Here is a 22,855-nt window from a genome sequence, read left to right as displayed (position 1 = left end):
CCCCCCCCCCCCCCCCCCCCCCCCCCCCGCCCCCCCCCCCCCCCCCCCCCCCCCCCCCCCCCCCCCCCCCCCCCCCCGGTCGGCGTTTGGGGGGGGGCTAGACCACCGTCCAGGCGTCCAGCGCGAGCCCGGGCTCCGTCGTCTTCTGTCGGGTGACCAGGAGTTCGCGGCCGGGGCCGAGCGCGGCCAGGACGACCCGCCCGTAGCCGTCGAGCGCGAGGGCCGGAGCGGTGAGGCCGGGCTCGCCGGTCGGCGTCCACCAGGCGCCGGCCGACTCGTTCTCGGTGGGGTAGGCGGCGACCGCCAGGCGTCTGGTCTCCGGCTCGTGCTGGGCCAACACCGTGCAGTCGTAGCCGTAGACGGGCGCCTGGATGACCGCCGCCGCGCCCTCGCCCGTCGCGCCGCCCAGCGATACGGGCTCGGCGTCCGCGCCCGACCGGTAGGCGACGATCTCCCGGGTGTCCGCGTCGCGCCAGTAGTGGGTGAGGGAGTCGCGACCGGTCTGGACGCCCGAGACGGAGCCCGGCAAGGGGTTCACATCGAGGTTGTCGCCGCGCTTGAGGCCGCCGCCGGGTTCGGTCATGTACCAGCGCAGGGCCGCGCCGGTGGCCGGTGCGAAGAACTCGACCCGGCCCTCCTTGGTGGCGACCGTGGACACGCCCTCGGTGACGTTGCTGCCCTTGAAGTCGACCCAGCCGCTCCACTTGCCCTTGGCGTCCTGCCGGCGGGCGCTGATGCCGCCGCCCGCGTTGCGGACCACGACGTGCACGGCGCCCTCCTTGCCGACGACGGTGGAGACCACCGTCACGCGCCGCGCCCGCTCGGCGTCCTTGGGGTGCGGGGTGCCCAGCGAGTGCCAGACCGTGGTCGGCCGCCCCGTCTGGTACTGGGTGGCGTGCACCACGTCCACGTCGATCTGGTCATCGGGGGCCCGCTTCTCGCGCAGCCCGACCAGGTGGACGTAACCGTCCGACCCCTGGCCGATGGAACAGGCGGTCAGACCCGGCACGTCGAGCCACTCGGGCCCAGCCCAGTTCGGCCCTCCGGGACGGGTCTCCGTCCAGCGGGCGATGCCGCCTGCCGCCGGGGCGTAGGCCGAGAGCCTGCCGTCCTTTCCGCGCAGCAACCGCAACACCATGGTTCGCAGACAACCTTCCCTCTTGTAACACCGACCATAGTATTTTGCCTGGCCGAGGACGCCGCGTGCCCTCCCCAGGGCAATACGGCCCCGACGCCCTGATCGTGCCAGGCTGAGCGCATGAAGGCACTCGTGGTGGTGGACGCGGCGAACGTGGTCGGCTCCGTACCCGACGGATGGTGGCGCGATCGGCACGGCGCGGCCGAGCGCCTGCGGGACACGTTGGCGCCCCTGGCCGACGCGGGGTTGCCCGCCCGCGCGGACGTGCCCGGCTGGGCGCAGGAGGGCCCCGTGGAGGTCGTGCTCGTGGTCGAGGGCCGGGCGCGTGGCGTGGATTCAACACCGTTCGTACGGGTCGAGTCGGCGCCCGGCAGTGGCGATGATCACATCGTGGCGGTGGTCGCCGCCCGCACTCCGGACCGCCCCTGCCTGGTGGTCACCGCCGACCGCGAACTACGGCAGCGGGTGGGCGCGTTGGGTGCGGACGTGGCGGGGCCGCGGGCGGTGCGTTCGTGACGGGTGGGCCGGGGGCGGGCGGGCCGGAGCGAGCTGGCGGTCCGGGGTGGTGGGGCGGTGCGGCCGGTGGGTGCGCGGTACGTGGCTCCTCGGGGCGCGAGGCGCGTGGGGGGCGCGGGCCGGTGCGCGGGCCCGCGCGGCAGCGCTATGACTCGCCGGTGATCCTGGCCGATCCGATCGTCGCAGCGGCGATCGTGCGGGCCGCGGTCCTGGTCGACGAGTTGGAGTTCAGGCTGGTCAGCGACGACTGGTTGAGTGCGTGGACGACGAACTCGTAAGTGTTCACCGTGGAGGGCGAGCACGGCCCCTGGTAGCCGAAGAGGCTCGCGCTGCCGCGGTAGTAGACCTGCCGGGCTCCCGCCGGGGTGGTGGGTTGGTACGTGTGGTCGACGTTCTGCGGGAGCGAGGTCGTGTTCGCGGGGATGTCGTAGATGACCCAGTGGATGAGGCTGGCGTTGTCGAGATCGCGCATGACGATCGCATAGCTCTTGGCGCCGGCCGGCGCGCCCGACCAGGTCAGGGCGGGGGATTCGTTCCGCTTGCCGGGGTCGCTGCCGCCGCCGCTGGTGCACTCGTGGACCTTGGGCATGACGCCGCCGTCGGCGAATGCGGAGCTGGACAGGGCGAATGCGTTCCCGGTCGACGGGTTCGACAGATTCGACGGAGCTGCTGAAGCCGATGGAGCCGGTGCGGCAGTGGCTGGCGTGAGGCTGGTGGCCCCGACGAAGAGCAGGGCACAGAGCGTGATTTTTGCACTTCTCACTGGAGGCTCCCGAGATGCTCGTGGTCGCTGAGGTGTCCGTGGCGTGAGAGTGGTATGCGTACGGCAGGACCAGCTTAGGCACTCGCGAATCTGACGCCATGTCACTTACCGGTCAGGTCACGGTACTTTTCGTCTTCCGCTTGGGTCATCCCGGACGGAACCGTCTCCGTGACGGCGCCGACGCGGGTGCGGTGGCGGGAGAGCCGCCAGTCGGGGCCGCGGGACACTGAGCGGGCCGTGAATATGAATCGGACGCGAAAGGGCCGCAGCGATGCCGAGCGAGGACCGCGGAGCAAGCGAATTCCACCAGGTGTGGGAACGCCTGAATACCTGGCTGGAACTGCATGCTCCGGATGACTACCGCGCCCTTCGATTACCCGCATCCGACGCGGCGATCAATTCCGTCACGGACGGCGCGTTCCCGCTGTGCGACGAGTTGCGCGCACTCTTACAGCACCACGACGGGGTGCCGCTCCTGCGCAGCGCAGGCGATCCCGGTTCCTTCCTCCCCGGCACCCGCGGGCTCTACGGGACGCAGCGCCTACGTGCGGGGCACCAGCGAATGAGGGAAAACGTCTCGTGGAGCGTCGAAGAGGGAACGGACAGCCTGGTCGTCGGCGAGACGGCGCACACCCACTGGATACCGTTCGCGGGGGACGTCACGGGGCAGGAACTCGTCATCGACCACCGCCCGGGCGCCACCTACGGCAAAGTGCTGGAATACGACGATGAGTACTGCCGGTACGAGCCGCGGTGGCGGAGCCTGACGCACTTCTTCGGCGAGGTGGCGGACGCGCTGGAGACCATGAGCCGCATTGACCACTACCAGCCGCAGATGCGCGAGGACTCACTGAGCGTCGAATGGCGGGTCGGCTGACTTCAGTGGCGTGGGGGGGGGGGGGGGGGGGGGGGGGGGGGGGCGCGGGCCCCCCCCCCCCGGGCGGGGGGGGGGGGCGGCCGGCTGGTCCCCCTGCCCCGCCATGCACCACACCCCGCCGATGTGGCCGGGGGGGGCCCGGCGGGGCGCGGGGGGGGGGGGCTTCCTCCGGGGGGGGGGGGCCCGCCCGGGCCCCCCCCCCCCCACCGTGCTCACCTCATGTCAAGGGCGCGCCGCACGTCCTTGACGCGGGCTCCGCTTCAGCTACGCGGGCGAATGACGCACACGCTGCTGGTGTCGCATCCTTCGAGCTCCGGAACCTCGATGTAGTACGGATCGTCGTCCTGTACCCGCATTTCCTGGGTGAAGGTGGCGAGGCCCCCGGCGCGCCCGGCGTCCATGTTCTGCTTCCCGGGCATGGAAGCTCGCGCACAGATGGCACTCCAGTTGGGCAACTCCTCCCTGTCATCGTCGTACAGGCGCCACCCGTCGCTCTCCTTCTTCGCATAGAGCTGGACGCACGACTTTCCGTGCGGCAGGTTCTGCCCACCGCTCTGTTTGGTGCTGGCGAAGGGGTACTCGTCGCACTGCACCCCATCGGCGTCGGGCGTGGCATCCGGGTGTGCGACCCAACGGTTCTCCTGGCCCCCCAGCTTGCAGATCACCTCGCGGTTCCTATCGCTGACGGCCTTGCTTCCCTCTCGACGGAGCGGGCTCTTGTGCCGCTTGCTCCCCGGGTGGGAATCGAGTTCCTCGCGCATCAGCCAGTAGTAGGCCGCCGCCGCGGGATACCGGTAGGTATTGGTCTTGAACGTCGAGCGGTAGTCCTTGAACGTGCAGCCCTTCGTACCCGCGGGGAAGACGGAGTCGCACCGAATGGGGCCCATCGGCGCAGAGTTCCACTCGCCGAAGTCGATGATCTTCTCCGCGCCCGGCACCTGCATGTCGATCTTGGTATAGATCTGGTGCTCGTGAGTCTTTCCGGGCACCAGGAGGTCACCCGACTGATGGATGCGGACGGCCGACGCCTGGTGGAACTCCCCCATCACCCAGGTGGGTTTGCCCTGCCAGGTGGGGGCGGGCGCCGGCGGAGTGTTTGAGGTCTCGCACTTGCCCACCGGAGTGCAACTAGCAACCCACTCCTTGACAAGGATAGGAGGCATGGCCCCCGTGTAACTGACGGGCTTGAAAGTGATGCTGCTGAGGAACTGGTTCTCGTCTCCCCGTAGCTTGAATTCCTGCACGAAGGCGAATACCACGGTGCCCACGATGCTGTGCGTTGACTCGTCCAGATAAAGGACCGGCCACTGATCCCGGTAGCAACCCTGGTAGCGCTTGATCTCGTACTTGTGGGTCATCTTGTCGCACCAGGGATTCAGGTTGCTCTTCGGCTGGGCCGGGTCGTCGACGTCCTTCACGCTGGGCGCCGTCTTGGCGGCTTCGGCGCAGATCCTCTGGTCCGCTTCGGCCGTACTGCTACACACCACTCGCTGGGCCACCGCGACGGGGCCGTCGTTCCCCTGGGGTTCCTGCACGCTGTAGTCCGGGTCCGGTGCGTTCGGATCCGGGTCGGGGACCTTGACCTCGGGCAGAGTCGGGAAGTTGCCGGGCTCGAAGGCGACAGCGTCGAAGGCTATGTCCTGATCACCCGTACCGTCCGAGGTGATCGTGGTGAGCCGGACCTGCGGGTTGCTGTCGTTGAACCGATAGACGCCGAGCGGTACCCACCGGTTCTTGTTGCCCTTCTGGGAAAGGACCTTCGTCCGCCAGCCCAGCTTTCCCTTCACCTCGTACCGCGCCTGTTCGGTCTGGGCACCGTGATCAGGGAGGTGCACCCACACTCTGGCCGTTCCATTGATCGGCTTGTTCAGCGTCCACGTTCCAGTGACCTTGAGGCGCTGGCCCTCGATGTCGGACTGACGCGTATGGGCGAACCAGAAGTGTCCTCCGTAGCCCGCGCCGAGCTGGTGGGTGTCGATCTTGGCCGGGAGGTGCGCCTCCACCCCGTTGTTCATAAAGTCGAAGCTGAAGCTGCCGGCCCCGGTCTGCCGGGGGCAATCCGGGCGGATCGAGGGAATGTTGTCGGGAACGTCATCGACGATCAGCGCCTTCCCGGGGAGGCCGGCGGTGGAGCAGTTCGGCGGATAGGCGGTGCCGTCCGCTTCCTCCTTGTAGGTGTCGTTGAACCGCAGGATCTCGTTGCCGCACTCCGCCTTGGTGCAGTCCTTCCACTTGACGGGTTGGGACCACCAGCACTTCAGGTCCGCACGCGTACAGGCGCCGAGCCCCGGTTCGTTCTGGTCGTTCGGCCCGATCTTGCTCGGATCGCATGTGTTCGCGGTCGTGCAGAAAAGCTTCTCCGACGGCTTCATGGCCATGCGGAGCTCGTTGTTGTTCCACCACGCCTGCCGGAAGCCGAGCACCATGGTGCCGGGGGACTCCAGGGCCTGGAGCGGGCGGGCGGCCCAGCCGATGACCTTTTCCTGGTACGGCCAGTCCTGTGGGTGTGCGGCGTGCGAATAGTCGTCTCCCGTGCCGCTCGCGTTGGAGAGGAACGGCGTACGGTTGGCCTTCCAGAGCGGGTTGGCGGGGTTGTTCGTGAAGCCCACCCCCCACAGGCCGTCGTTCTTGGCGGCGTCGGCCTTCCGGTAGTAGCCGGAGTTGTAGGCCCACAAGGCGAAGAACCAGTTCTCCAGGTACTTGGGGTCACCGCCGTTGACGGTCATCCCGTCCTTGCGCGTCAGATTCCACTTGTCGGCCAGGATGTTGACGCCGGCGGCGACGTTCGCGGTGTAGTCCAGAGCCACGGCCTCCTGCTGGAGTGTGGTCAGGGGCTTCTCCCCCGGCTTCTCCTTGCCGTGCACGCGCATGCCGTCAGTGACCTGGGTGATGCCGTATCCGCAGTCCGCCTCGGCCCAGTCGATTCCCCACGGGTCGGTCTGCTCACCGTCAGCCGCATACTTGATGCCGTAGTAGTTTCCGATCAGCGGGTTTCCGGTCACTCCGGGCACGACGACCCGGGACGCCTGCCACATGTTGGATTCCTGTGCGGTGATGCCGAGCATGATCTGCGCGGGAATCCGTCCGCCGCCTTCCAACGCCTTGAGGGGAAAGAGGCTCTGCGGCTGATAGGCGCCCATGCCCAGGTTCTTCCAGTTCGCCGGGCGCGATATGTGCTTGTTCAGGTTGTTGGTGATGGCCTGGTCCACGGCCCACTCGACTTGGCGGGGCTTGGGCTGCATGGCCTGCTTGCGCACGTCGTTGCGCGGGACCGAGCAGTACCGCTCGTCCTCGACCGGGTTGTTCGGGGAGCCCGCCGCGGCCACCGAGCGCCTCGTACCGGACGGGGCCTTGCCGGCCGGGAGCGCCGGGGAGCGGGCGCTTCTCCCGCCCTGCGGACGCTTGGCGGCCTCATCCGGCGTGACCCGGAAGGTGGCCCGCTCCCCCGTACCCAGCACCTTCAGGTCGATGCTCGCCGGCCGCGCCCCCGTGGGGTCCGGTGCGGCGCTCCGGGAGCCCTTGCCCGCCGCCCAGGCCGTTTCGGTCACCAGTGCAGCGCCGCGGGTCGTTGCGTGCGCGCCCGCGGGGATGTCGGTACGGCGCTTGACCGTGCTGGGCAGGGTGTCGACGGCGGTGGTCTCGCCGGTGATGATGACCGTGCCGTCCGCGCTGCTGGTGAGGTCCATCTTCCGCAGCGGGCCGACCGCCAGCACGTGGGGCCTGGCGCCGGCCGCGTCCCCCGCCTTGACGTCCTCGGCGGTCAGGCGTTCCACCTCGCCCCGCTCGACGCTTCCCCGGGCGCGCCCGGCCGGACGGTCGAGGTAGCTCACGCCGCCGTCGGCGTCCGACCTGAGCAGGAACGGGACCTGATCGGTCCGGGCGAGCGCCGTACGCCGGCCCGCTTCATCGATCTTGACGAGCCGGGCGGAGTCGGCCGCGACGATGTCCTCGCCCACCGGAACCGCGGAACTGACCTGGCCCGCCAACTCGATGGGCCGGCCGGTCTTGGCGGTCTCCGTGTCGACCGTGACGAGCCGGGTGGCGTTCTTCGTCTCACCCGCGTACTGGGTCAGGACGGCGGTCTCGGCCGTGCCGCAACCGGGACTGAAGTACGCGAGCGACGCCTGTTGCTTCAGCTTCGTCACCGCGCCGGTCCCGAGGTCCACCACAGCGGTGAAGGCGCCCCGCGCCATCAACTCGGGCTTGTTCGTGAACGTCCGCGGTGCGTAGGCGACGACCGCGCGCCGCCCCGAGCCCGTCACACAGGCATTGCCGATCCACTGGTCCGCGTCGAAGCCAGGTTCTGCGAGCGAGGCGGCGGTGCGCCAGGCGTACCCGTCCTTCTGGTCCGCGACCAGAAGGTGGAAGCCCCGCGCGTCACCGGTCGTCGTCCAGGCCCGGTCGCGAGACCGCTGCCAGTCCTTTCCGAGGATTTCGGTACGGTCAGTCGGTTTCACGCTGGAGGATGTCGCGGCCTGGGTGCCGGTGGCCGTCGCCGACGACGGTGCGGCGTTCCCCTGGCCGTCTTCATCGGCCCAAGCCGGCAGGTTGGGAAGTAATCCCACCGCCAGCGCTGCGGCGACGACGGCCGTGAGCGGAGTTCTCCTTCTTCGAGAATTCAACACGTGCCCCTTCTCTGCGCAGTTGAGAGACAGCGAACGTCCCGCTGGCTCACCGTGCGTGCACCATTCGTCTTCTGTCGCACGGAACGCGGGACGCCGGGCCGGGTGACGTAGGGCGTGGTGTCTGGAGTGAACTGTTGTGACCAACCACGGTGGCTACGGCCCGGGTCACGGAGCTCGACCCACCGATGGTCCGAACTCGCCGTGGGCGTGCTACAGCTACGGGCGGGCGCTGCAACAGGCCCCAAGAGGCAGCGTCCGCAACGCCGGTTGGGGGACAGTTGGCGCGTTACCCGTGCACGGCATTTGTCGCGTACAGCCGTGTGGCTGTTTCAAGGGAAGAATTCACACTGGCCAGTCGCACGAGGGAAGTGCGGGTCCCGCGACATCGCGGGCGCACGGCCGACGGCCTTCCGAAACACCACTGATCGAGCAAACAACAACAAGAGCGTTAATCATCAACATGTCGCGAACTGGCGATCGCCAGCCGAATTACTGGGCATCCTTCCCGCACCGTGCCGCACACCTTGCGGCAGTCTTCACGGCGAATCGGCAGTCCAAGGCCAAAAGCGGCCTGGTAGCACACGGCAGTAGAAAGATCCCTCCTTCCACGGTCGTACGGCAAATACAACATCAGAGGCAACCACATCACTAAGCCCGCATGAGAATCGCAGGAAGTGTGATTCTCCGTCAACGGTGCCCGAAAAGTGGGAGCGATGACTCTCAGGTGGCCGCGTCCGAAAAGCGCCAGCGCCCGATGGCCCCGCAAAGCGACGTTCAGCTCACTCGGCCCGCTCCGGTCCCGCTCCCGTCGCACCCACGGCACAAAAGCCCCGCGGCCGGCCCGGGCGGCACGCCCCTGCCACGCGGTTCCTAGTCCACCCGCCCCTTCCCCGCGCTCAGCCGGCTGTGGCCCCGCCCGTACGCGACGTAGATGACGGTGCCGAGGAGCATCCAGGCCCCGAAGCGGAGCCAGGTCTCCGTGGGGAGGTTGAGCATCAGCCACAGCGACGCCAGTACGGAGGCGATGGGCAGCGCGGGCACCAGCGGGGTGCGGAAGGCGCGGGGCAGGTCGGGGCGGGTGCGGCGGAGGACGACGACGCCGATCGCCACCACGACGAAGGCGAACAGGGTGCCGATGTTCACCAGTTCCGCCAGCTCCGAGAGGCTGGTGAAGCCGGCGATGACGGCGACCACCACGCCGAGCAGCACCGTGGAGCGGTACGGTGTGCCGTAGTGCGGGTGGACCCGCGAGAAGGCCCTGGGCAGCAATCCGTCACGGCTCATCGCGAAGAACACCCGGGACTGGCCGAGCAGCAGGATCAGGCACACGGTGGTGAGCCCGACCGCGGCGCCGAAGCTGATGAGCCCGGCGTAGAAGGGGTGACCGGTGGCCTTGAAGGCGTCCGCGAGCGGCGCGTCCACCGTCAGCCGGGTGTACTTCTCCATGCCGGTGACCACCAGGGACACGGCGACGTAGAGCACGGTGCAGACGATGAGCGAGCCGAGCAGGCCGCGGGGCACGTCGCGTTGGGGGTTGCGGGTCTCCTCGGCCGCGGTCGCCACGATGTCGAAGCCGATGAAGGCGAAGAAGACGACGGCCGCCGCGGTGAAGATGCCCTGGACGCCGAAGGTGGTCGGCTCGTACCCGAACATGACCTGGATGAGCGGGGCGGCCAGGCCCGAGCCGCGGTCGGCGGTGCCCTCGGCCGGCGGCACGAAGGGGCGCCAGTTGTCGACCTCGATGAAGAACGCCCCGGCCACGATCACCAGCAGCACCACCCCCACCTTGACCGCCACGATCAGTGAGGTGATCCGCGCGGACAGCTTCATGCCGGCCACCAGCACCCCGGTGATCACCAGCACCAGCACGAAGGCGAGCAGGTCGAAGCCGAAGCCGTCCGCCTCGCCGCCCGACAGCCGGGCCGGCAGGTGCCAGCCGGCGTTGTCCATCAGCGAGCGCACGTACCCCGACCAGCCGACGGCCACCACGGCGCAGCCGAGCGCCAACTCCAGCATCAGGTCCCAGCCGATGATCCAGGCCGGGAGTTCGCCGAGCGAGGCGTACGCGAAGGTGTAGGCGGAGCCGGCGACCGGCACGGTGGAGGCGAACTCCGCGTAGCACAGGGCCGCCAGGGCGCAGACCAGGCCGGCGGCGAGGAAGGCGAGCGCGACCGCGGGGCCCGCGGTGTTCCTGGCGATCTGGCCGGTCAGGACGAAGATGCCGGTGCCGATGACCACCCCGACCCCGAAGACGGTGAGGTCGAGCGCGGAGAGCGACTTGTTCAGCGCGTGCTCCGGCTCCTCGGTGTCCCGGATGGACTGCTCGACGTCCTTTGTCCGGAAATAGCCCCCGCCGCCGCCCTTGGGTACCCGTGCACTCACCGGTGCTCCTTACGGCTCCGCTCCGCCGCGCACCCGGCCCGTACCTGCGCTGCGCGTGTACGCGCCAAGGTCTCGCACGGCGCAGACGGCCCGGCCACGCACCCCGCCGGCGCCGGCCCGGTTCACCCGATGGAGTGCGGGACGACGCGGCGGGATCGCCCACCCGGAGCAGCGGGGGCTGCGGGAGGAGCTGCGGGGGCGCGAGCGTACGGGCCCGAGCTCGGGCACACGGGTCCGGTCGGGCCCGCGGTGCGGGGACTGGGCGTACGGGTGCCGGGCCCGGGCGTACGGGGCAGGGTCCGGCCCGCGGGTGCCGGGCCCGGGCGTAGAGGTGCAGGGCTCGGTGTACGGGTTCCGGGGCCGAGCTCAGGCGTACGGGTGCCGCGTTCGGGCGGATGCCAGGTCGCCCCGGCGCAACAACGTCGCCCCGGCGCAACAACACCGCCGGGCCGGGCCCGGGCACCACGAAGCCGGGCCGGCCCGTACGGCAGTGCCGTGGGGCCGACCCGGCAACGGTCGGTCGGTGCGCCCGGGCGCCCCTCAGCGGGGGCCGGGCGCCGGGACCTCAGTCGCGCGCCGGCTCCGCCGCGCTGCTGCGGGCGCCGGCGGCGTCCGCCTCGTACCGGCCGTCGATCTGCGCCACCAGGCCGGTCACCTGGCGGGCGATGTCGGGGGCGGTGAGGCCGATCTCGGCCAGCACCTCCTTGCGGGAGGCGTGGTCGAGGAAGCGCGGCGGGATGCCGAAGTCGCGCAGCGGAACGTCCACGCCGGCGTCGCGCAGCGCCTGGGCGATGGCGGAGCCGACGCCGCCGACCCGGCTGTTGTCCTCGACGGTGACGACCACCCGGTGCCGCTCGGCCAGCGCCGGCATCGCCTCGTCCACCGGCTTGACCCAGCGCGGGTCGACCACGGTGGTGGAGATGCCCTGCTTGTCCAGGAGGTCGGCGACCTCAAGGCACATCGGGGCGAGGGCGCCCACCGAGACGAGCAGCACATCGGCGCGCCCGGCGGCACGGCCCTCGGGGGCCGGCTCGCGCAGGATGTCCATGCCGCCGATCCGGTCCACGGCCTGCACGGCCGGGCCCACCGCGCCCTTGGAGTAGCGCACCACGGTCGGCGCGTCGGTGACCTCGACGGCCTCCCGGAGCTGGGCGCGGACCTGGTCGGCGTCGCGCGGCGCGGCCAGCCGCAGCCCCGGCACCACCTGGAGGATGGACATGTCCCACATGCCGTTGTGCGAGGCGCCGTCGGTGCCGGTGATCCCGGCCCGGTCCAGCACGAAGGTGACCCCGCACTTGTGCAGCGCCACGTCCATCAGGACCTGGTCGAAGGCGCGGTTGAGGAAGGTCGCGTAGACGGCGAAGACCGGGTGCAGGCCGCCGGTGGCCAGGCCCGCGGCCGAGACCGCCGCGTGCTGCTCGGCGATGCCGACGTCGAAGACCCGGTCGGGGAACTCCTTGGCGAACTTCTCCAGGCCGACCGGCTGGAGCATGGCCGCCGTGATCGCCACGATGTCCTTGCGCTCCTTGCCGAGCTTGACCATCTCCTCGCCGAAGACCGAGGTCCAGTCGGCGCCCGAGTTGGAGATCGGCAGTCCGGTGTCCGGGTGGATCTTGCCCACCGCGTGGAAGCGGTCGGCCTCGTCCTGGAGAGCGGGCGTGTACCCGCGGCCCTTCTCGGTGAGGCAGTGCACGATCACCGGGCCGCCGAACCGCTTGGCCCGCTCCAGCGCCGACTCCAGCGCCTCGATGTCGTGGCCGTCGATCGGGCCGACGTACTTCAGGCCCAGGTCCTCGAACATGCCCTGCGGCGCGATGAAGTCCTTGAGGCCCTTCTTGGCGCCGTGCAGCGTGCCGTACAGCGGGCGGCCGACGACCGGGGTGCGCTCCAGGAGGTCCTTGCCGCGGGCGAGGAAGCGCTCGTAGCCGTCGGTGGTGCGCAGCGTCGCGAGGTGGTTGGCGAGGCCGCCGATGGTCGGCGCGTACGAACGCTCGTTGTCGTTGACGACGATGACCAGCGGGCGGTCCTTGGCCACCGCGATGTTGTTCAGCGCCTCCCAGGCCATGCCGCCGGTCAGCGCGCCGTCGCCGATGACGGCCACGACGTGGTCCTTCTTGCGGAGGATCTCGTTGGCCTTGGCGATGCCTTCGGCCCAGCCGAGGACGGTGGAGGCGTGGCTGTTCTCGATGACGTCGTGCTCGGACTCCGCGCGCGAGGGGTAGCCGGAGAGGCCGCCCTTGCCCTTGAGCTTGGAGAAGTCCTGCCGGCCCGTGAGGAGTTTGTGCACGTAGGACTGGTGCCCGGTGTCGAAGAGGACCCGGTCCTTCGGGGAGTCGAAGACACGGTGCAGGGCGATGGTGAGCTCCACCACGCCGAGGTTGGGTCCGAGGTGTCCGCCGGTCTTGGAGACGGCTTCCACGAGGAAGGAGCGGATCTCCGTCGCCAGCTCGTCCAGTTGCTCGGTGCTGAACTTGTCGAGGTCGCGTGGCCGCTTGACCCGGCTCAGCAGTCGCCACCCGTCCGCTGCCTCCGCACGCGCTGCACGCGGCTCCTTCGGCACTTGCGCCTCCTTGGTGTAAAGCTGTCGAGCCTTGCCGGTCTGACGAGTCTAATGTTCCGCACTTATCGGTGATGTCGAGAGGATGCGATGTAACTCACGCGAGTGGTCTAGTTCCCGTGCGGGACGCGGCTCGACCGCGCGTGCGTACCGTGCGCCGGGCGGAACGGGGCGGGCGCCCCGGGCCCGACACCCGGCCGACCACCCCCGGAGCGGCCCCTAGCGCCCCGACGGGCAGCGCGCGGCCGGGACACGCATGGTGTAGGGGGGCGAGTGGGGCGCAGGGGGCTGCGCACTCCGCCGCATGCGGGCTCCGTACGGGCCGGGTACGAGCGATGCGCGGCGCGGACCGGCAGGCGGCGGGCGGCGGGCGGCCGACCGCGGGCCGCGGGGCACGGCCGGACCACCGACCACCGCCCACGGCCCACGGCCCACGGCCCACGGCCCACGGCCCACGGCGACCGCCAACGCCGTACGACCTCACCCCGTACGGCCTAACCCCGGCCCGCCGACCGCTGCGTGCGGCGCGCGACCGAGTCGATCACCACGGCCGCCAGCAGCACCCCGCCGGTGATCATGTACTGCACGGACGCCTCGATGCCCAGCAGCGTCATGCCGGAGGCGATGGAGCCGATCACCAGCATGCCGAGCAGCGCCGACCAGACGCTGCCCCGGCCGCCGAAGAGGCTGGTGCCGCCGATCACGGCCGCGGCGATGGCCTCCATCAGCAGGTTCCCGGTGCCGGCGCCCTGGTTGGCGGCGGCGATCCGGGAGGCGATGAAGAGGCCGCCGACCGAGGCCATCAGCCCGGAGACGGCGAAGACGGTGATGCGGACGAAGGTGACGTTGATGCCCGCCCGGCGCGCCGCCTCCACGCCGCCGCCCACCGCGAAGACCTGGCGCCCGAAGCGGGTGCGGCGCAACAGCACGTCGTAGCCGATGAGCACCACCAGGAAGATCAGCAGGGCCAGCGGCAGCCCCTTGTACTCGTTGAGCCGCCAGGCCGCCGCGAAGGCGAGGACGGCCAGCACGCCGGTGCGCGCCAGGATCTCGCCGAGCGGCCGGTGCGGCACGCCCGCGGCCCGGCGGCGGTGTGCGTCCAGGAGCTGGGCGGCGAGGAAGCCGGCGACGGCGAGCCCGGCGACGCCGTAGGCCACCGCGATGTAGACGAAGTAGTGGCTGGTGAGGTTGACGATGAAGCTGTCGCGGTCGAGGTTGATGGTGCCGGTGGTGCCCAGCACCTGGAGCATCAGGCCGTTCCAGGCCAGCAGCCCGGCGAGCGTCACCACGAACGCCGGCACCCCGATGCGGGCGAAGAAGAAGCCGTGCACCGCGCCGACCACCGCCCCGGAGGCGAGGGCGACGAGGATCGCGAGCCCCTCGGGCACGCCCTCGTTGACGTGCAGTACGGCGACGACGGCGGCGGCGAGGCCACTGACCGAGCCGACCGACAGGTCGATCTCGCCGAGCAGCAGCACCAGGACGATGCCGACCGAGATCATGCCGGTGCCGACGATGTAGATGGACAGGTCGGACAGGTTCTTCGGGGAGAGGAAGGCCGAGTCCTGCCACTGGAAGACGGCCCAGATGATCGCCAGCCCGACGACGACGGGCACCGCGCCGAGCTCCCCGCCGCGCAGCTTGCGGCCGAACTCCTGCACGTACCCCGCAAGGCCGCGCTCGCGGACCAGCAGCCGGGGGTCGACGGCGGCGATGGCACCGGGGGCCGCGGGCTCACCCTCGATGGCCGTTCCCGCCGTCGACCCTGCCGCCGGTTCCGCCGCCGACCCTGCCGCCGGTTCCACCGCCGGTTCCGCCGGCGGGTTCGCAGCGGGGGCACCGGCGGAGGCGCCGGGTGCGGGCGGATCGGCGTGCGCGGCGGCGTGCGGATGTGCGGTGGCCGGGTGCGGCTCTTGGCCCGCGCCGTCGGCCGGCTTGTCCAGATCGGGGCTCACGCGAGGTCCTCCGGGTCCGAGATACGGGCCTTACGGCGGGTGACAGCGTTGTCGGTGGCGCCGGTGATCGCGGCGATGATCTCCTCCTGCGAGGTGGCCCGAACGTCGAAGGTGCCGTTGTTGCGGCCCAGCCGCAGCACCGCCACCCGGTCGGCCACCGCCTTGACGTCGGCCATGTTGTGGCTGATGAGGATCACCGCGAGGCCGCGCTCGCGCAGCCGCTCCACCAGGTCGAGCACCTGGGCGGTCTGCTCGACGCCCAGCGCCGCGGTCGGCTCGTCCAAGATCACCAGGCCGGGTTCGCCCAGCATGGAGCGGGCGATGGCCACCGTCTGGCGCTGCCCGCCGGAGAGCGCGGCGATGGGGATGCGCACGCTGGGGATGCGGATGGACAGCGTCTGGAGCAGTTCGCGGGCCCGGCGCTCCATCTCGACCTCGTCCAGGATGCCGGCGCGGGTGAGCTCCCGGCCGAGGAAGAGGTTGCCGACCACGTCGATGTTGTCGCAGAGCGCGAGGTCCTGGTAGACCGTCGCGACGCCGAGCGCCTGGGCGTCGTGCGGGCGCTCGACCCGGACCCGCCGGCCGCGCCACTCGATCACCCCGCCGTCCGCGGGGCCGACCCCGGCGACCGTCTTGACCAGGGTGGACTTGCCGGCGCCGTTGTCGCCCACCAGGGCGACCACCTCGCCGGCGTGGACCTCCAGATCGACGTCGGTGAGCGCCTGGACGGCACCGAACCGTTTGGAGATCCCGCGCAACGCCAGTACGGGCGTAGCGGTCACGTCAACCATCTCCTTCGCCGCCCGTCGGGGCGGGTCTGCGCCGCACCGCCGGGGCGGGCGCGTCGAAGCCGGGTGCCCGGCCGGGGCCCGGCCGCGGGGGGCAGGGGCGGGGGCTAGCGCAGTCCGGCCCGCTCGCAGGCGGCCCGGTACCTGGGCGTGCAGATCTTGCCCAACGAGTAGAGGCGGTCCTTGACCACGGTGTCCTTGATGTTGTCCACGGTCAGCGCGACCGGGGGGATCAGCGTGGCGGGGACGTCCTGCTCGGTCGGGCTGTCCACGGTGGTCCTCGCCGGCACGTCCTCGCCCCAGCCGAGCGCCACCGCCATCTCGGCCGCGGTCCTGGCCTCGACCTTGTACGACTTGTAGACGCTCATGAACTGCTCACCCGCGACGATGCGCTGTACGGCGGCGAGCTCCGCGTCCTGCCCGGTCACCGGCGGAACCGTGGCGAACCCGCCGTGCTGGAGCGCGGTGATCGCGCCGCCCGCCATGCCGTCGTTGGCCGCGTACACGCCGACGATCCGGTCCTTGCCGAGCGAGGAGATCGCGCCGTTCATGCTGTCGTGGGCGAGGTTGGGCAGCCACTTCTCCACGTCGTAGGACTTGCCGACCTTGACCTTGCCGCGGAAGACGGAGAGCGCCCCCTCCTTGTACATGGCGGCGTTCGGGTCGGCCTCCCAGCCGTTGAGCATGACGATCTGGCCGCGGTCGGCCTTGCCGCCGATTTCCTTGAGCAGCGACCTGGCCTGGACCCGGCCGACCTCCGCGTTGTCGAAGGAGGTGTACGCGGAGATGGGGCCCTCGGCCAGCCGGTCGTAGGCGACCACCGGGATGTCCGCCTCGTGCGCCTTGTCGACGGAGCTGGCGATGGACTTGGAGTCCACCGCGTCCAGGACGAGCACGTCGACGTCCTTGGTGATCATGGAGTCGACCTGTTGCTGTTGGACCGAGGCATCCGATTTGGCGTTCACGTACTTGACGTCGCAGGCCGGACAGAGCTCCTTGACCCGCTTCGTGATCAGGGGCTTGTCGAAGTTCTCGTAGCGCGCGGTCTGGTCTTCCGGCAGCAGAAGCCCGATCGTGAGGGGAGCGCCCTGCTGGCGGTCCCGCGACTCCTTGCTGTCCGCCTCCTTGGCCTTGCCGCACGCGGCCAGACCGACGGTGAGGCTGACCGCGGCGGTGGCGATGACGACACGCCGGAGCGTCGCGTTCATGTGGGGTACCTCCCTGACGCGGCCGTCCGTGCGGCCGAGGTGGCAGGCAGTCAACTCGCCAGTAACTCACGCGTCAAGAAGTAAATCCTTAACGAGATGGCAACGGTGCCATTCGTAACTTATGTGAACGGTGTGGCCTCGATGTACCTGACATGAAACCGCCCCCACGGGGTTTCGTGGGGGCGGTTGGGGTGGGGCTGGGCTGCGGGGCGGCGCGGGTATGCGCGGCCGGCAGCTCGGGCCGGGGTCAAAGCTGGGGTCGGCGTTCGGGCCTGGCCGCAGGGGCTGCGGTGCGCACGGCCGGCGGGGGTGGGTACGCGCGGCGGGTGACGGGTCCAGCGGCGCCCAGGTCAACCCAGGTCAGCCCAGGTCAAGCCGGCGCCCGGGGCAGGCCAGGCCAGCCAGGCAGGGCTGCGCAGGCAGGCCAGCCCGTCCTGCTCAGGCCAGGGCCGGCGTTCCCGTGGTGAGGGAGCCGTCGAGGAGCGTGGAGCCGCCCATCTCGCTCAGCACCAGGGCCAGCGCGCCGAGCACCTCGGCCCGGCTGCCGAGCGCGCCGGGCAGCACCGAGAGCTGGCGCGCTGCGCTGGGGATCGCGTACCGCGCGACGGAGTCCCGTATCGGGTCGAGCACCAGGTCACCGGCGTCCGCGAGGTCGCCGCCGAGCACCACCCGGCTGGGGTTGAGCAGATTGCACAGATTGGCCACGCCGCTGCCCACGTGCCGCCCGACGTCGGCGATCACCCGCCGGCAGCCTGGGTCGCCGTCCTGGGCGAGCGCCACCATGCGCTCCATGGTCAGGTCGGGGCCGTGGCTTGAGTGCAGCAGCGGCAGTACGTACCGGGCGGCGGTGAAGGTCTCCAGGCAGCCGCGGTTGCCGCAGCGGCACACCGGGCCGGATTCGTCGAGGGTGATGTGGCCGATCTCGCCCGCCGTGCCGCCCGGGCCGCGGTAGATCTGGCCGCTGATCACCAGGCCGGCGCCGACGCCGCTGGCCACCTTGATGTACGCGAGGTCGGCCACGCCCCGGCCGCTGCCCCACACCAGCTCGCCGAGGGCGCCCAGGTTGGCGTCGTTGTCCACGTAGACCGGGACGCCGAGCCTGGCCGCGAGGTCATCGCGCGGGTTGGCGCCGGCCCAGCCCGGCAGGATCGCCGTGGAACCGAGCGTTCCGGTGGCCACGTCGATGGGGCCCGGCACACCGAGCCCCACGCCCACCACCTTGGCCGGGTCGATGCCGCTGACCTCGATCAGGCGGCCGACCAGTTGTTCGGCGCGGTCCATGCCCTGCGCCGCCGAGGCGTCCACGTCCAGCGGCTCGGTCTCCTCTGCGAGCACCTGGTGGGCCAGGTTGCCGACGGCCACCCGCAGGTGGGCGTGGCCGAAGTCGACGCCCACCACGATGCCGGCGTCGCCGCTGAGCGCGACGCTGCGGGCGCGGCGCCCGCCCGCGGAGGTCGGCGTGACCTCGACGGTGCCGCCGTCCTTGAGCTCGCGGACGATGTTGGAGACCGTGGCGGCCGAGAGCCCCGTGGTACGGGCGATCTCCGCCTGGGTGAGCGATCCCGCCATCCGCACCGCGCGCACGACCCGCTCAAGGTGGGCCCGGTGCAGCGATGACTGCGACCCCGGAGTCTCCACGCCCATCCCACTCCTGCCTGGGCGTACGGCGCGCCGGCCGGCCGCCGGCCGGACCACAGGGGCGGGTCCGGCACTGTCTCCAACATGTGAACTCTAAGCTGAGCCGTACTGGTTGTCGCGCGTCAAGTCCGCTCCCCGCCCCGGCCACCCGACGGGGGCGGCCCCGGCGACCGGCCGGGGCGAGGAGCAGGTGCAGCGGCACCGTAACGCCCAGGGATGCGGCCGGGCGCCGCGGGGGGCCGGGGGGCGGCCCCGAGCCCGCGGCGCGTGGGGGCGGGGCCGGGGCCTGACGGGGCGCCGTGGTGGGGCAGGTCAGGGCTCCGCGGTGGGGCCGGACGGGGCTCCGTCGTGGGACAGGAGGGGACGGAACTCCCTGGTGGAGGGCGGGGTGGGCCCGCGATGTGCCCGGTGCGCCCCGTGTGGATGTGTCGACTATTTGAGGGCGCCGGCGGTGAGGCCGGCTTGGACCTGGCGTTGGAAGATGATGTACACCGCAAGGACCGGCAGCATGGCGATCAGCAGGCCGGAGAAGAGCACCGCCCAATTGCCCTTGTAGCCCTGGGACACGGCGAGTTCCACCAGTCCTTGCGGGAGGAGCTTGTCCTTGTCGTCGCCCTGGTTCAGTACGTAGGGCAGCATGTACTGGTTCCACTGGCCGAGGAAGTTGAAGATCCCGATGCTGATCAGTCCCGGCTTGGCCATCGGCAGCATGACCTGGAAGAACGTGCGGGTGTGGGAGGCGCCGTCGAGCATGGCGGCCTCCGCGACGGAGGTCGGCAGCGTCCTGAAGAACGAGGTCAGGAAGAACACCGTGAACGGCAGCGAGTACGCGATGTAGACCAGGATCAACCCGTGCTTGGTGTTGAGCATCTCCATGTTCTGCAACACGAAGTACAGCGGGACCATCGCCAGCACGATGGGAAAGCTCATGCCGCCCACGAACAGGAAGTAGATGAACCGGTTCCCGCGGAATTCGAATCGGGCCAGTACGTAGGCGGCCATCGCGCCCAGCAGCATCGTGCCGAAGAGCGAACCGGTCACCACCACGGCCGAGTTCAGGAAGTACCGGCCCATGTTCGCGGTCTGCCACGCGTCCGACCAGTTTCCGAAGTGCAACGAGGACGGCAGCGACCAGGGCGAGGTGAAGATCTCCTTGTCGGTCTTCAAGGAACTCATCGCCGCCCACAGCAGCGGCATCGTCACCAACAGGCCCCACACGGCCAGGATTCCGTGCGAGAACACATTCAGGGCGCCGCCTGCGTAATCCCGCCGCGTCTTCCCCGTCGGTGCGGATGGTGCGCTGTGCTGGGCCTCGGTGGCCCTTTCCTCCTTGGCCAGGTCCAGTGCGCCGGTGGCTCGGCGTGACGGTTCGTCGGTCATGGAGCTTCACTCCCCCCGGTACGACGTCGGTCGGCGTCGTGGCGCGGCTGGATTTGCTGTGGATGATCGGGCGTTACGGGCCGGGGCATGTCAGAACTCCAGCCTTTCGCGGCGGCCGAGCCGCATGACGATCGCGGCGAAGATCATCGTGACGATCAACAGGGCCACGCCCAGCGCCGTCCCGTAACCCGCCTGCCCGTCCTGAATGCCCTTCGTGTACACGAACCACGTCAGGACCTCGGTCGAATAGTCAGGACCACCAGGGCCGACCGTCATGATCTGCACCACGGCGAACGAGTCCAACGCCAGGATTCCCATGTACACCCAACCGGTCTGCACCGTGTCCCACAGCAGTGGCAACGTGATCCGGAAGAACGTCGTGAACCGGTTCGCGCCGTCGAGCAGGGCCGCCTCGTAGAAATCCCGCGGAATCGTGCTCATCGCGGCCGAGAACAACACCACGTAGAACCCGACGTTGCTCCACACCATCACCGCCATGACACACCACAGCGCCAACTCCGGATCACCCAACCAGTCAGGCTGCACCGAATCCAACCCGATACCGGAAAGGAACGAGTTCAACGCACCACTGTTCGGGTTGTACGCGAACTGGAAGATCAGCGCCACGATCGCGATCGACAGCACCTGCGGAAAGAAATACACCACCTTGTACACGGCAGATCCCTGCACACCCGACACCACCGCGCCCTTGCGTCGCCCGCCCACATTCAGCATGAAGGCGAAGAACAGCCCCATGCCGAGCGTCACGAGCGGCAACACGAGCAACAACACCAGATTGTTCCGCAAGGCATGCCAGAAGACGTCGTCATGCCACATCTTGCGGTAGTTGTCGAACCCCACCATCTTGAGGTCCGAGCTCAACCCGCTCCAGTTCGTGAACGAATAGTAGATGGCCTGGACGAACGGCGAGAGAACGAACACCGCATAGATCGCCAGAGGCAGGGCCAAGAACCCCACGATGAAGCCGTACTTACCGTGCCGCACTGCTACCGACCCCACTTCTCGCCTGCGAGATATGACCTGGTCGACGCCGGACTAGCGGTGTCGGTACTTCTTCACCGCATCGTCCCTGGCGGTCTCGTCAGCGAACTTCTGGCACTTGGCCATGCACTCCTTGGGCGACAGGCGGCCCGCCATCATCTCGCCCAGTGCGGCCGTGCCGATCTTCTCCTTCTGCAAGCGCACGTACCAGTCCTGGAGCCGCGGGTTCACCACGTTCGGCCCCGCCTTCGTCCACAACTCCTGCGCCGACGCCAGCCCCGGCGCGAGCGTCAGTCCCTCGGTCCCGCCGTTCAGCGAGGAGAGCGAGGACACCTGCTTGATGAAGGTCTGCGTCGACTTCTCGCCCAGCATGATCCGCAGCAACTCCATGCCGCCCTGCGGGTTCTTCGCGTTCTTCGGCACGATGAACGGCTCACCACCCGAGGCCCAGATCGTCCCGAACGGCAGCTTGTCGCTGGAATCCAGCGAGGACGGCGCGCCCACCGCCATGTCGAAGTTCTTCGGCGTCGTCTTCTTCGACTCGTTCTCCACCCACGAACCGTTCGGGATGAAGAGCGCCTTGCCCTCGTTCCACGCCACCTGCGACTGGGTGTGGTCAAGGCCAGGCGTGCCCTTGAGGATGTACCCCTTGCTCTGCAATTCGTGGTACGCCTCGAACGCCGACTTCACCGCATCGTGCTTCCAGGCGTTCGGCTCCAGGTTGTCGATCGCGTCCAGCACCTCGCGACCGCCGATCTTCGCGATGAACGGATACAGGCTGAACGGCAGGTAGTACGGGTACTTCCCCGGATACGTCCACCCCGCGATCCCCTGCTTCTTCGCGTCCTCGCACAGCTTGAGCATGGCGTCCCAGTCCTGCGGGTACTCCCAGCCGTGCTTTGCTAATAACGACTTCGAATACCACACGCCATAGATCGTGTAGGCGTAGTACAGGACCCAGACCTCGTCCCCGTCGAACTGCCCCATCTCCACCACGCCGGGCCGCAGCGTGTCCCGTACCTTCTTCTTCGGATCGTCCAGGGACGGCGCGTCCAAAAGCGCTCGCAGGTCCGTCAACTGCTCCTTGGAGACCAGCGTCCCGAAATCCATCTGTTCCGCGCCCGAGTTGTCGATAAGATCCGGCGGCGTGCCCCCGTTGAACCGGGGAGCCAACCGTGCCTGGATCTTCTGTGTCGCCGTGTGCTTGATCTTCCCGTCCGTTTTCGGATAAGCCGCCACGTACTGCGCCTCAGCCGCCTTCGCGTACTCATCACCAAAGCCGCCGTCGAAAATGACGACGTCAAGCCCCGCGCCCTCGTTGACCGCCAGTGGATTCTTCGCCGTCTTCTCTCCCTTTTCGACCTGCTCGGTGTCGTCACCGCCACTGGTCGCACAGGCGCTCAGCGCCGTCATCGTGGGAACCGAGATCAGCCCGATTGCCGCTGCTCGCTTCACCAGATCACGGCGACCAAATTCTGAGGTGAATCCCATGGCAGGTCCTCGCCTTCTTCAGGACTGTGCGGTGCCAGATCTCCCGTACTTCGTCCGCGTACGACGAACGCCCCGACACCGCGGGTCAGATAGAGCTGGAGGTGCTGAATTGCGCAAAGACACGGACGACGGGCACGCGTCAGATGTGGGCGCGCACATCCGTCGTCGGGTCCATTGCCGTGGACCACGGCGGATCAGACGCGACAGGTATAGTCCACTTGGCGTGACGGGGCAAGATTGGCAGCAGAAATCGCGTGCGTCTTTCCCGAGTTGAGACCTCGGCGGCTTACCGCCACCGATGGCGCAGCAGGCACTCGAAGTCGCACGTCCGAAGTGCTTTTCCACCCCTGGCACGCACGTACCGCGGACATCTCGGAGCCTCGCTGGATTGCCCCTGCCACACCATCTCCGACCTGCCCTTTCGGGCAGCGCGGCCGGGCTCTGGCGGCCCGCCCGTGGCGCCGGCCGCAGACACGGAAGCGGGCCGCATTCCCCGGTGGGAATGCGGCCCGCTCACGCTTACCGGGGCCGGCTG

General features: G+C 69.7%; 15 protein-coding genes. 2 read left to right on the top strand and 13 right to left on the bottom strand.

The window, feature by feature from the left end; all coding sequences use genetic code 11:
- Positions 1 to 97: 97 nt before the first annotated feature.
- A complete protein-coding gene (locus AAHZ94_RS00620; RefSeq protein WP_349989814.1) occupies positions 98 to 1,138 on the bottom strand; it encodes a hypothetical protein in 1,041 nt (346 codons plus the stop codon).
- A gap of 120 nt (positions 1,139 to 1,258) precedes the next feature.
- Here AAHZ94_RS00620 and AAHZ94_RS00615 point away from each other — a divergent pair, with 120 nt between their 5' ends.
- Positions 1,259 to 1,654, top strand: a complete 396-nt coding sequence (locus AAHZ94_RS00615) for an NTP pyrophosphohydrolase (protein ID WP_349989813.1) — start codon at positions 1,259 to 1,261, stop codon at positions 1,652 to 1,654.
- Positions 1,655 to 1,799: 145 nt separating this feature from the next.
- Here the strand turns inward: AAHZ94_RS00615 and AAHZ94_RS00610 are convergent, their stop codons facing one another.
- Positions 1,800 to 2,417: a YbhB/YbcL family Raf kinase inhibitor-like protein gene (locus tag AAHZ94_RS00610; RefSeq protein WP_349989812.1), complete on the bottom strand. Its 618-nt coding sequence runs from the start codon at positions 2,415 to 2,417 to the stop codon at positions 1,800 to 1,802.
- A gap of 310 nt (positions 2,418 to 2,727) precedes the next feature.
- Between AAHZ94_RS00610 and AAHZ94_RS00605 the strand changes: the two genes are divergently transcribed.
- Entirely contained in the window at positions 2,728 to 3,294 is a 567-nt protein-coding gene (locus tag AAHZ94_RS00605; RefSeq protein WP_349989811.1) for an SMI1/KNR4 family protein, read from the top strand.
- Here the strand turns inward: AAHZ94_RS00605 and AAHZ94_RS00600 are convergent.
- The 11 genes from AAHZ94_RS00600 to ngcE all read right to left on the bottom strand — a co-directional run bounded on the left by AAHZ94_RS00600 (position 3,265) and on the right by ngcE (position 22,320).
- Positions 3,265 to 3,399 carry a hypothetical protein gene (locus AAHZ94_RS00600; RefSeq protein ID WP_349989810.1) on the bottom strand — a complete coding sequence of 45 codons (135 nt, stop codon included), beginning with the start codon at positions 3,397 to 3,399 and terminating at the stop codon, positions 3,265 to 3,267. The genes AAHZ94_RS00605 and AAHZ94_RS00600 overlap by 30 nt on opposite strands.
- A 155-nt stretch (positions 3,400 to 3,554) precedes the next feature.
- The gene (locus tag AAHZ94_RS00595; RefSeq protein WP_349989809.1) at positions 3,555 to 7,919 is read right to left on the bottom strand and encodes a golvesin C-terminal-like domain-containing protein; all 4,365 of its coding nucleotides are present in this window, start codon (positions 7,917 to 7,919) and stop codon (positions 3,555 to 3,557) included.
- An 870-nt stretch (positions 7,920 to 8,789) separates the two neighbouring features.
- Complete coding sequence (locus AAHZ94_RS00590) at positions 8,790 to 10,301, bottom strand: amino acid permease (RefSeq protein WP_349989808.1); 1,512 nt, start codon at positions 10,299 to 10,301, stop codon at positions 8,790 to 8,792.
- Between the two features lie 565 nt (positions 10,302 to 10,866).
- Positions 10,867 to 12,810: a 1-deoxy-D-xylulose-5-phosphate synthase gene (gene dxs, locus AAHZ94_RS00585; RefSeq protein ID WP_349989818.1), complete on the bottom strand. Its 1,944-nt coding sequence runs from the start codon at positions 12,808 to 12,810 to the stop codon at positions 10,867 to 10,869.
- Between the two features lie 542 nt (positions 12,811 to 13,352).
- The gene (locus AAHZ94_RS00580; protein ID WP_349989817.1) at positions 13,353 to 14,603 is read right to left on the bottom strand and encodes a sugar ABC transporter permease; all 1,251 of its coding nucleotides are present in this window, start codon (positions 14,601 to 14,603) and stop codon (positions 13,353 to 13,355) included.
- Positions 14,604 to 14,809: 206 nt separating this feature from the next.
- Entirely contained in the window at positions 14,810 to 15,604 is a 795-nt protein-coding gene (locus tag AAHZ94_RS00575; protein ID WP_349989807.1) for an ATP-binding cassette domain-containing protein, read from the bottom strand.
- A 104-nt stretch (positions 15,605 to 15,708) separates the two neighbouring features.
- Positions 15,709 to 16,809, bottom strand: a complete 1,101-nt coding sequence (locus AAHZ94_RS00570; RefSeq protein ID WP_349989806.1) for a substrate-binding domain-containing protein — start codon at positions 16,807 to 16,809, stop codon at positions 15,709 to 15,711.
- 438 nt (positions 16,810 to 17,247) lie between these two features.
- Positions 17,248 to 18,447, bottom strand: a complete 1,200-nt coding sequence (locus AAHZ94_RS00565; protein WP_349989805.1) for an ROK family transcriptional regulator — start codon at positions 18,445 to 18,447, stop codon at positions 17,248 to 17,250.
- Positions 18,448 to 18,879: 432 nt separating this feature from the next.
- Positions 18,880 to 19,827, bottom strand: coding sequence for a carbohydrate ABC transporter permease (locus AAHZ94_RS00560; protein WP_349989804.1), 948 nt, complete (start codon positions 19,825 to 19,827; stop codon positions 18,880 to 18,882).
- Between the two features lie 90 nt (positions 19,828 to 19,917).
- Positions 19,918 to 20,832 (bottom strand): carbohydrate ABC transporter permease, encoded by a 915-nt coding sequence (locus AAHZ94_RS00555; protein WP_349989803.1) that lies wholly within the window; start codon positions 20,830 to 20,832, stop codon positions 19,918 to 19,920.
- A gap of 51 nt (positions 20,833 to 20,883) precedes the next feature.
- Positions 20,884 to 22,320 (bottom strand): N-acetylglucosamine/diacetylchitobiose ABC transporter substrate-binding protein, encoded by a 1,437-nt coding sequence (gene ngcE / locus AAHZ94_RS00550; RefSeq protein ID WP_349989802.1) that lies wholly within the window; start codon positions 22,318 to 22,320, stop codon positions 20,884 to 20,886.
- Positions 22,321 to 22,855 lie beyond the last annotated feature (535 nt).

The organism is Streptomyces sp. HSW2009 (genome assembly GCF_040240285.1).
In the GTDB taxonomy this organism is placed as follows: Bacteria; Actinomycetota; Actinomycetes; order Streptomycetales; family Streptomycetaceae; genus Streptomyces.
This window is presented reverse-complemented; position numbering and strand designations above follow the sequence as displayed.

Excerpts from the sequence above, each read along its gene's own strand:
- AAHZ94_RS00620 (WP_349989814.1), bottom strand. The coding sequence starts at position 1,138 with ATGGTGTTGCGGTTGCTGCGCGGAAAGGACGGCAGGCTCTCGGCCTAC.
- AAHZ94_RS00615 (WP_349989813.1), top strand. The coding sequence starts at position 1,259 with ATGAAGGCACTCGTGGTGGTGGACGCGGCGAACGTGGTCGGCTCCGTA.
- AAHZ94_RS00600 (WP_349989810.1), bottom strand. The coding sequence starts at position 3,399 with ATGGCGGGGCAGGGGGACCAGCCGGCCGCCCCCCCCCCCCGCCCGGGG.
- AAHZ94_RS00575 (WP_349989807.1), bottom strand. The coding sequence starts at position 15,604 with ATGGTTGACGTGACCGCTACGCCCGTACTGGCGTTGCGCGGGATCTCC.
- AAHZ94_RS00570 (WP_349989806.1), bottom strand. The coding sequence starts at position 16,809 with ATGAACGCGACGCTCCGGCGTGTCGTCATCGCCACCGCCGCGGTCAGC.
- AAHZ94_RS00560 (WP_349989804.1), bottom strand. The coding sequence starts at position 19,827 with ATGACCGACGAACCGTCACGCCGAGCCACCGGCGCACTGGACCTGGCC.
- ngcE (WP_349989802.1), bottom strand. The coding sequence starts at position 22,320 with ATGGGATTCACCTCAGAATTTGGTCGCCGTGATCTGGTGAAGCGAGCA.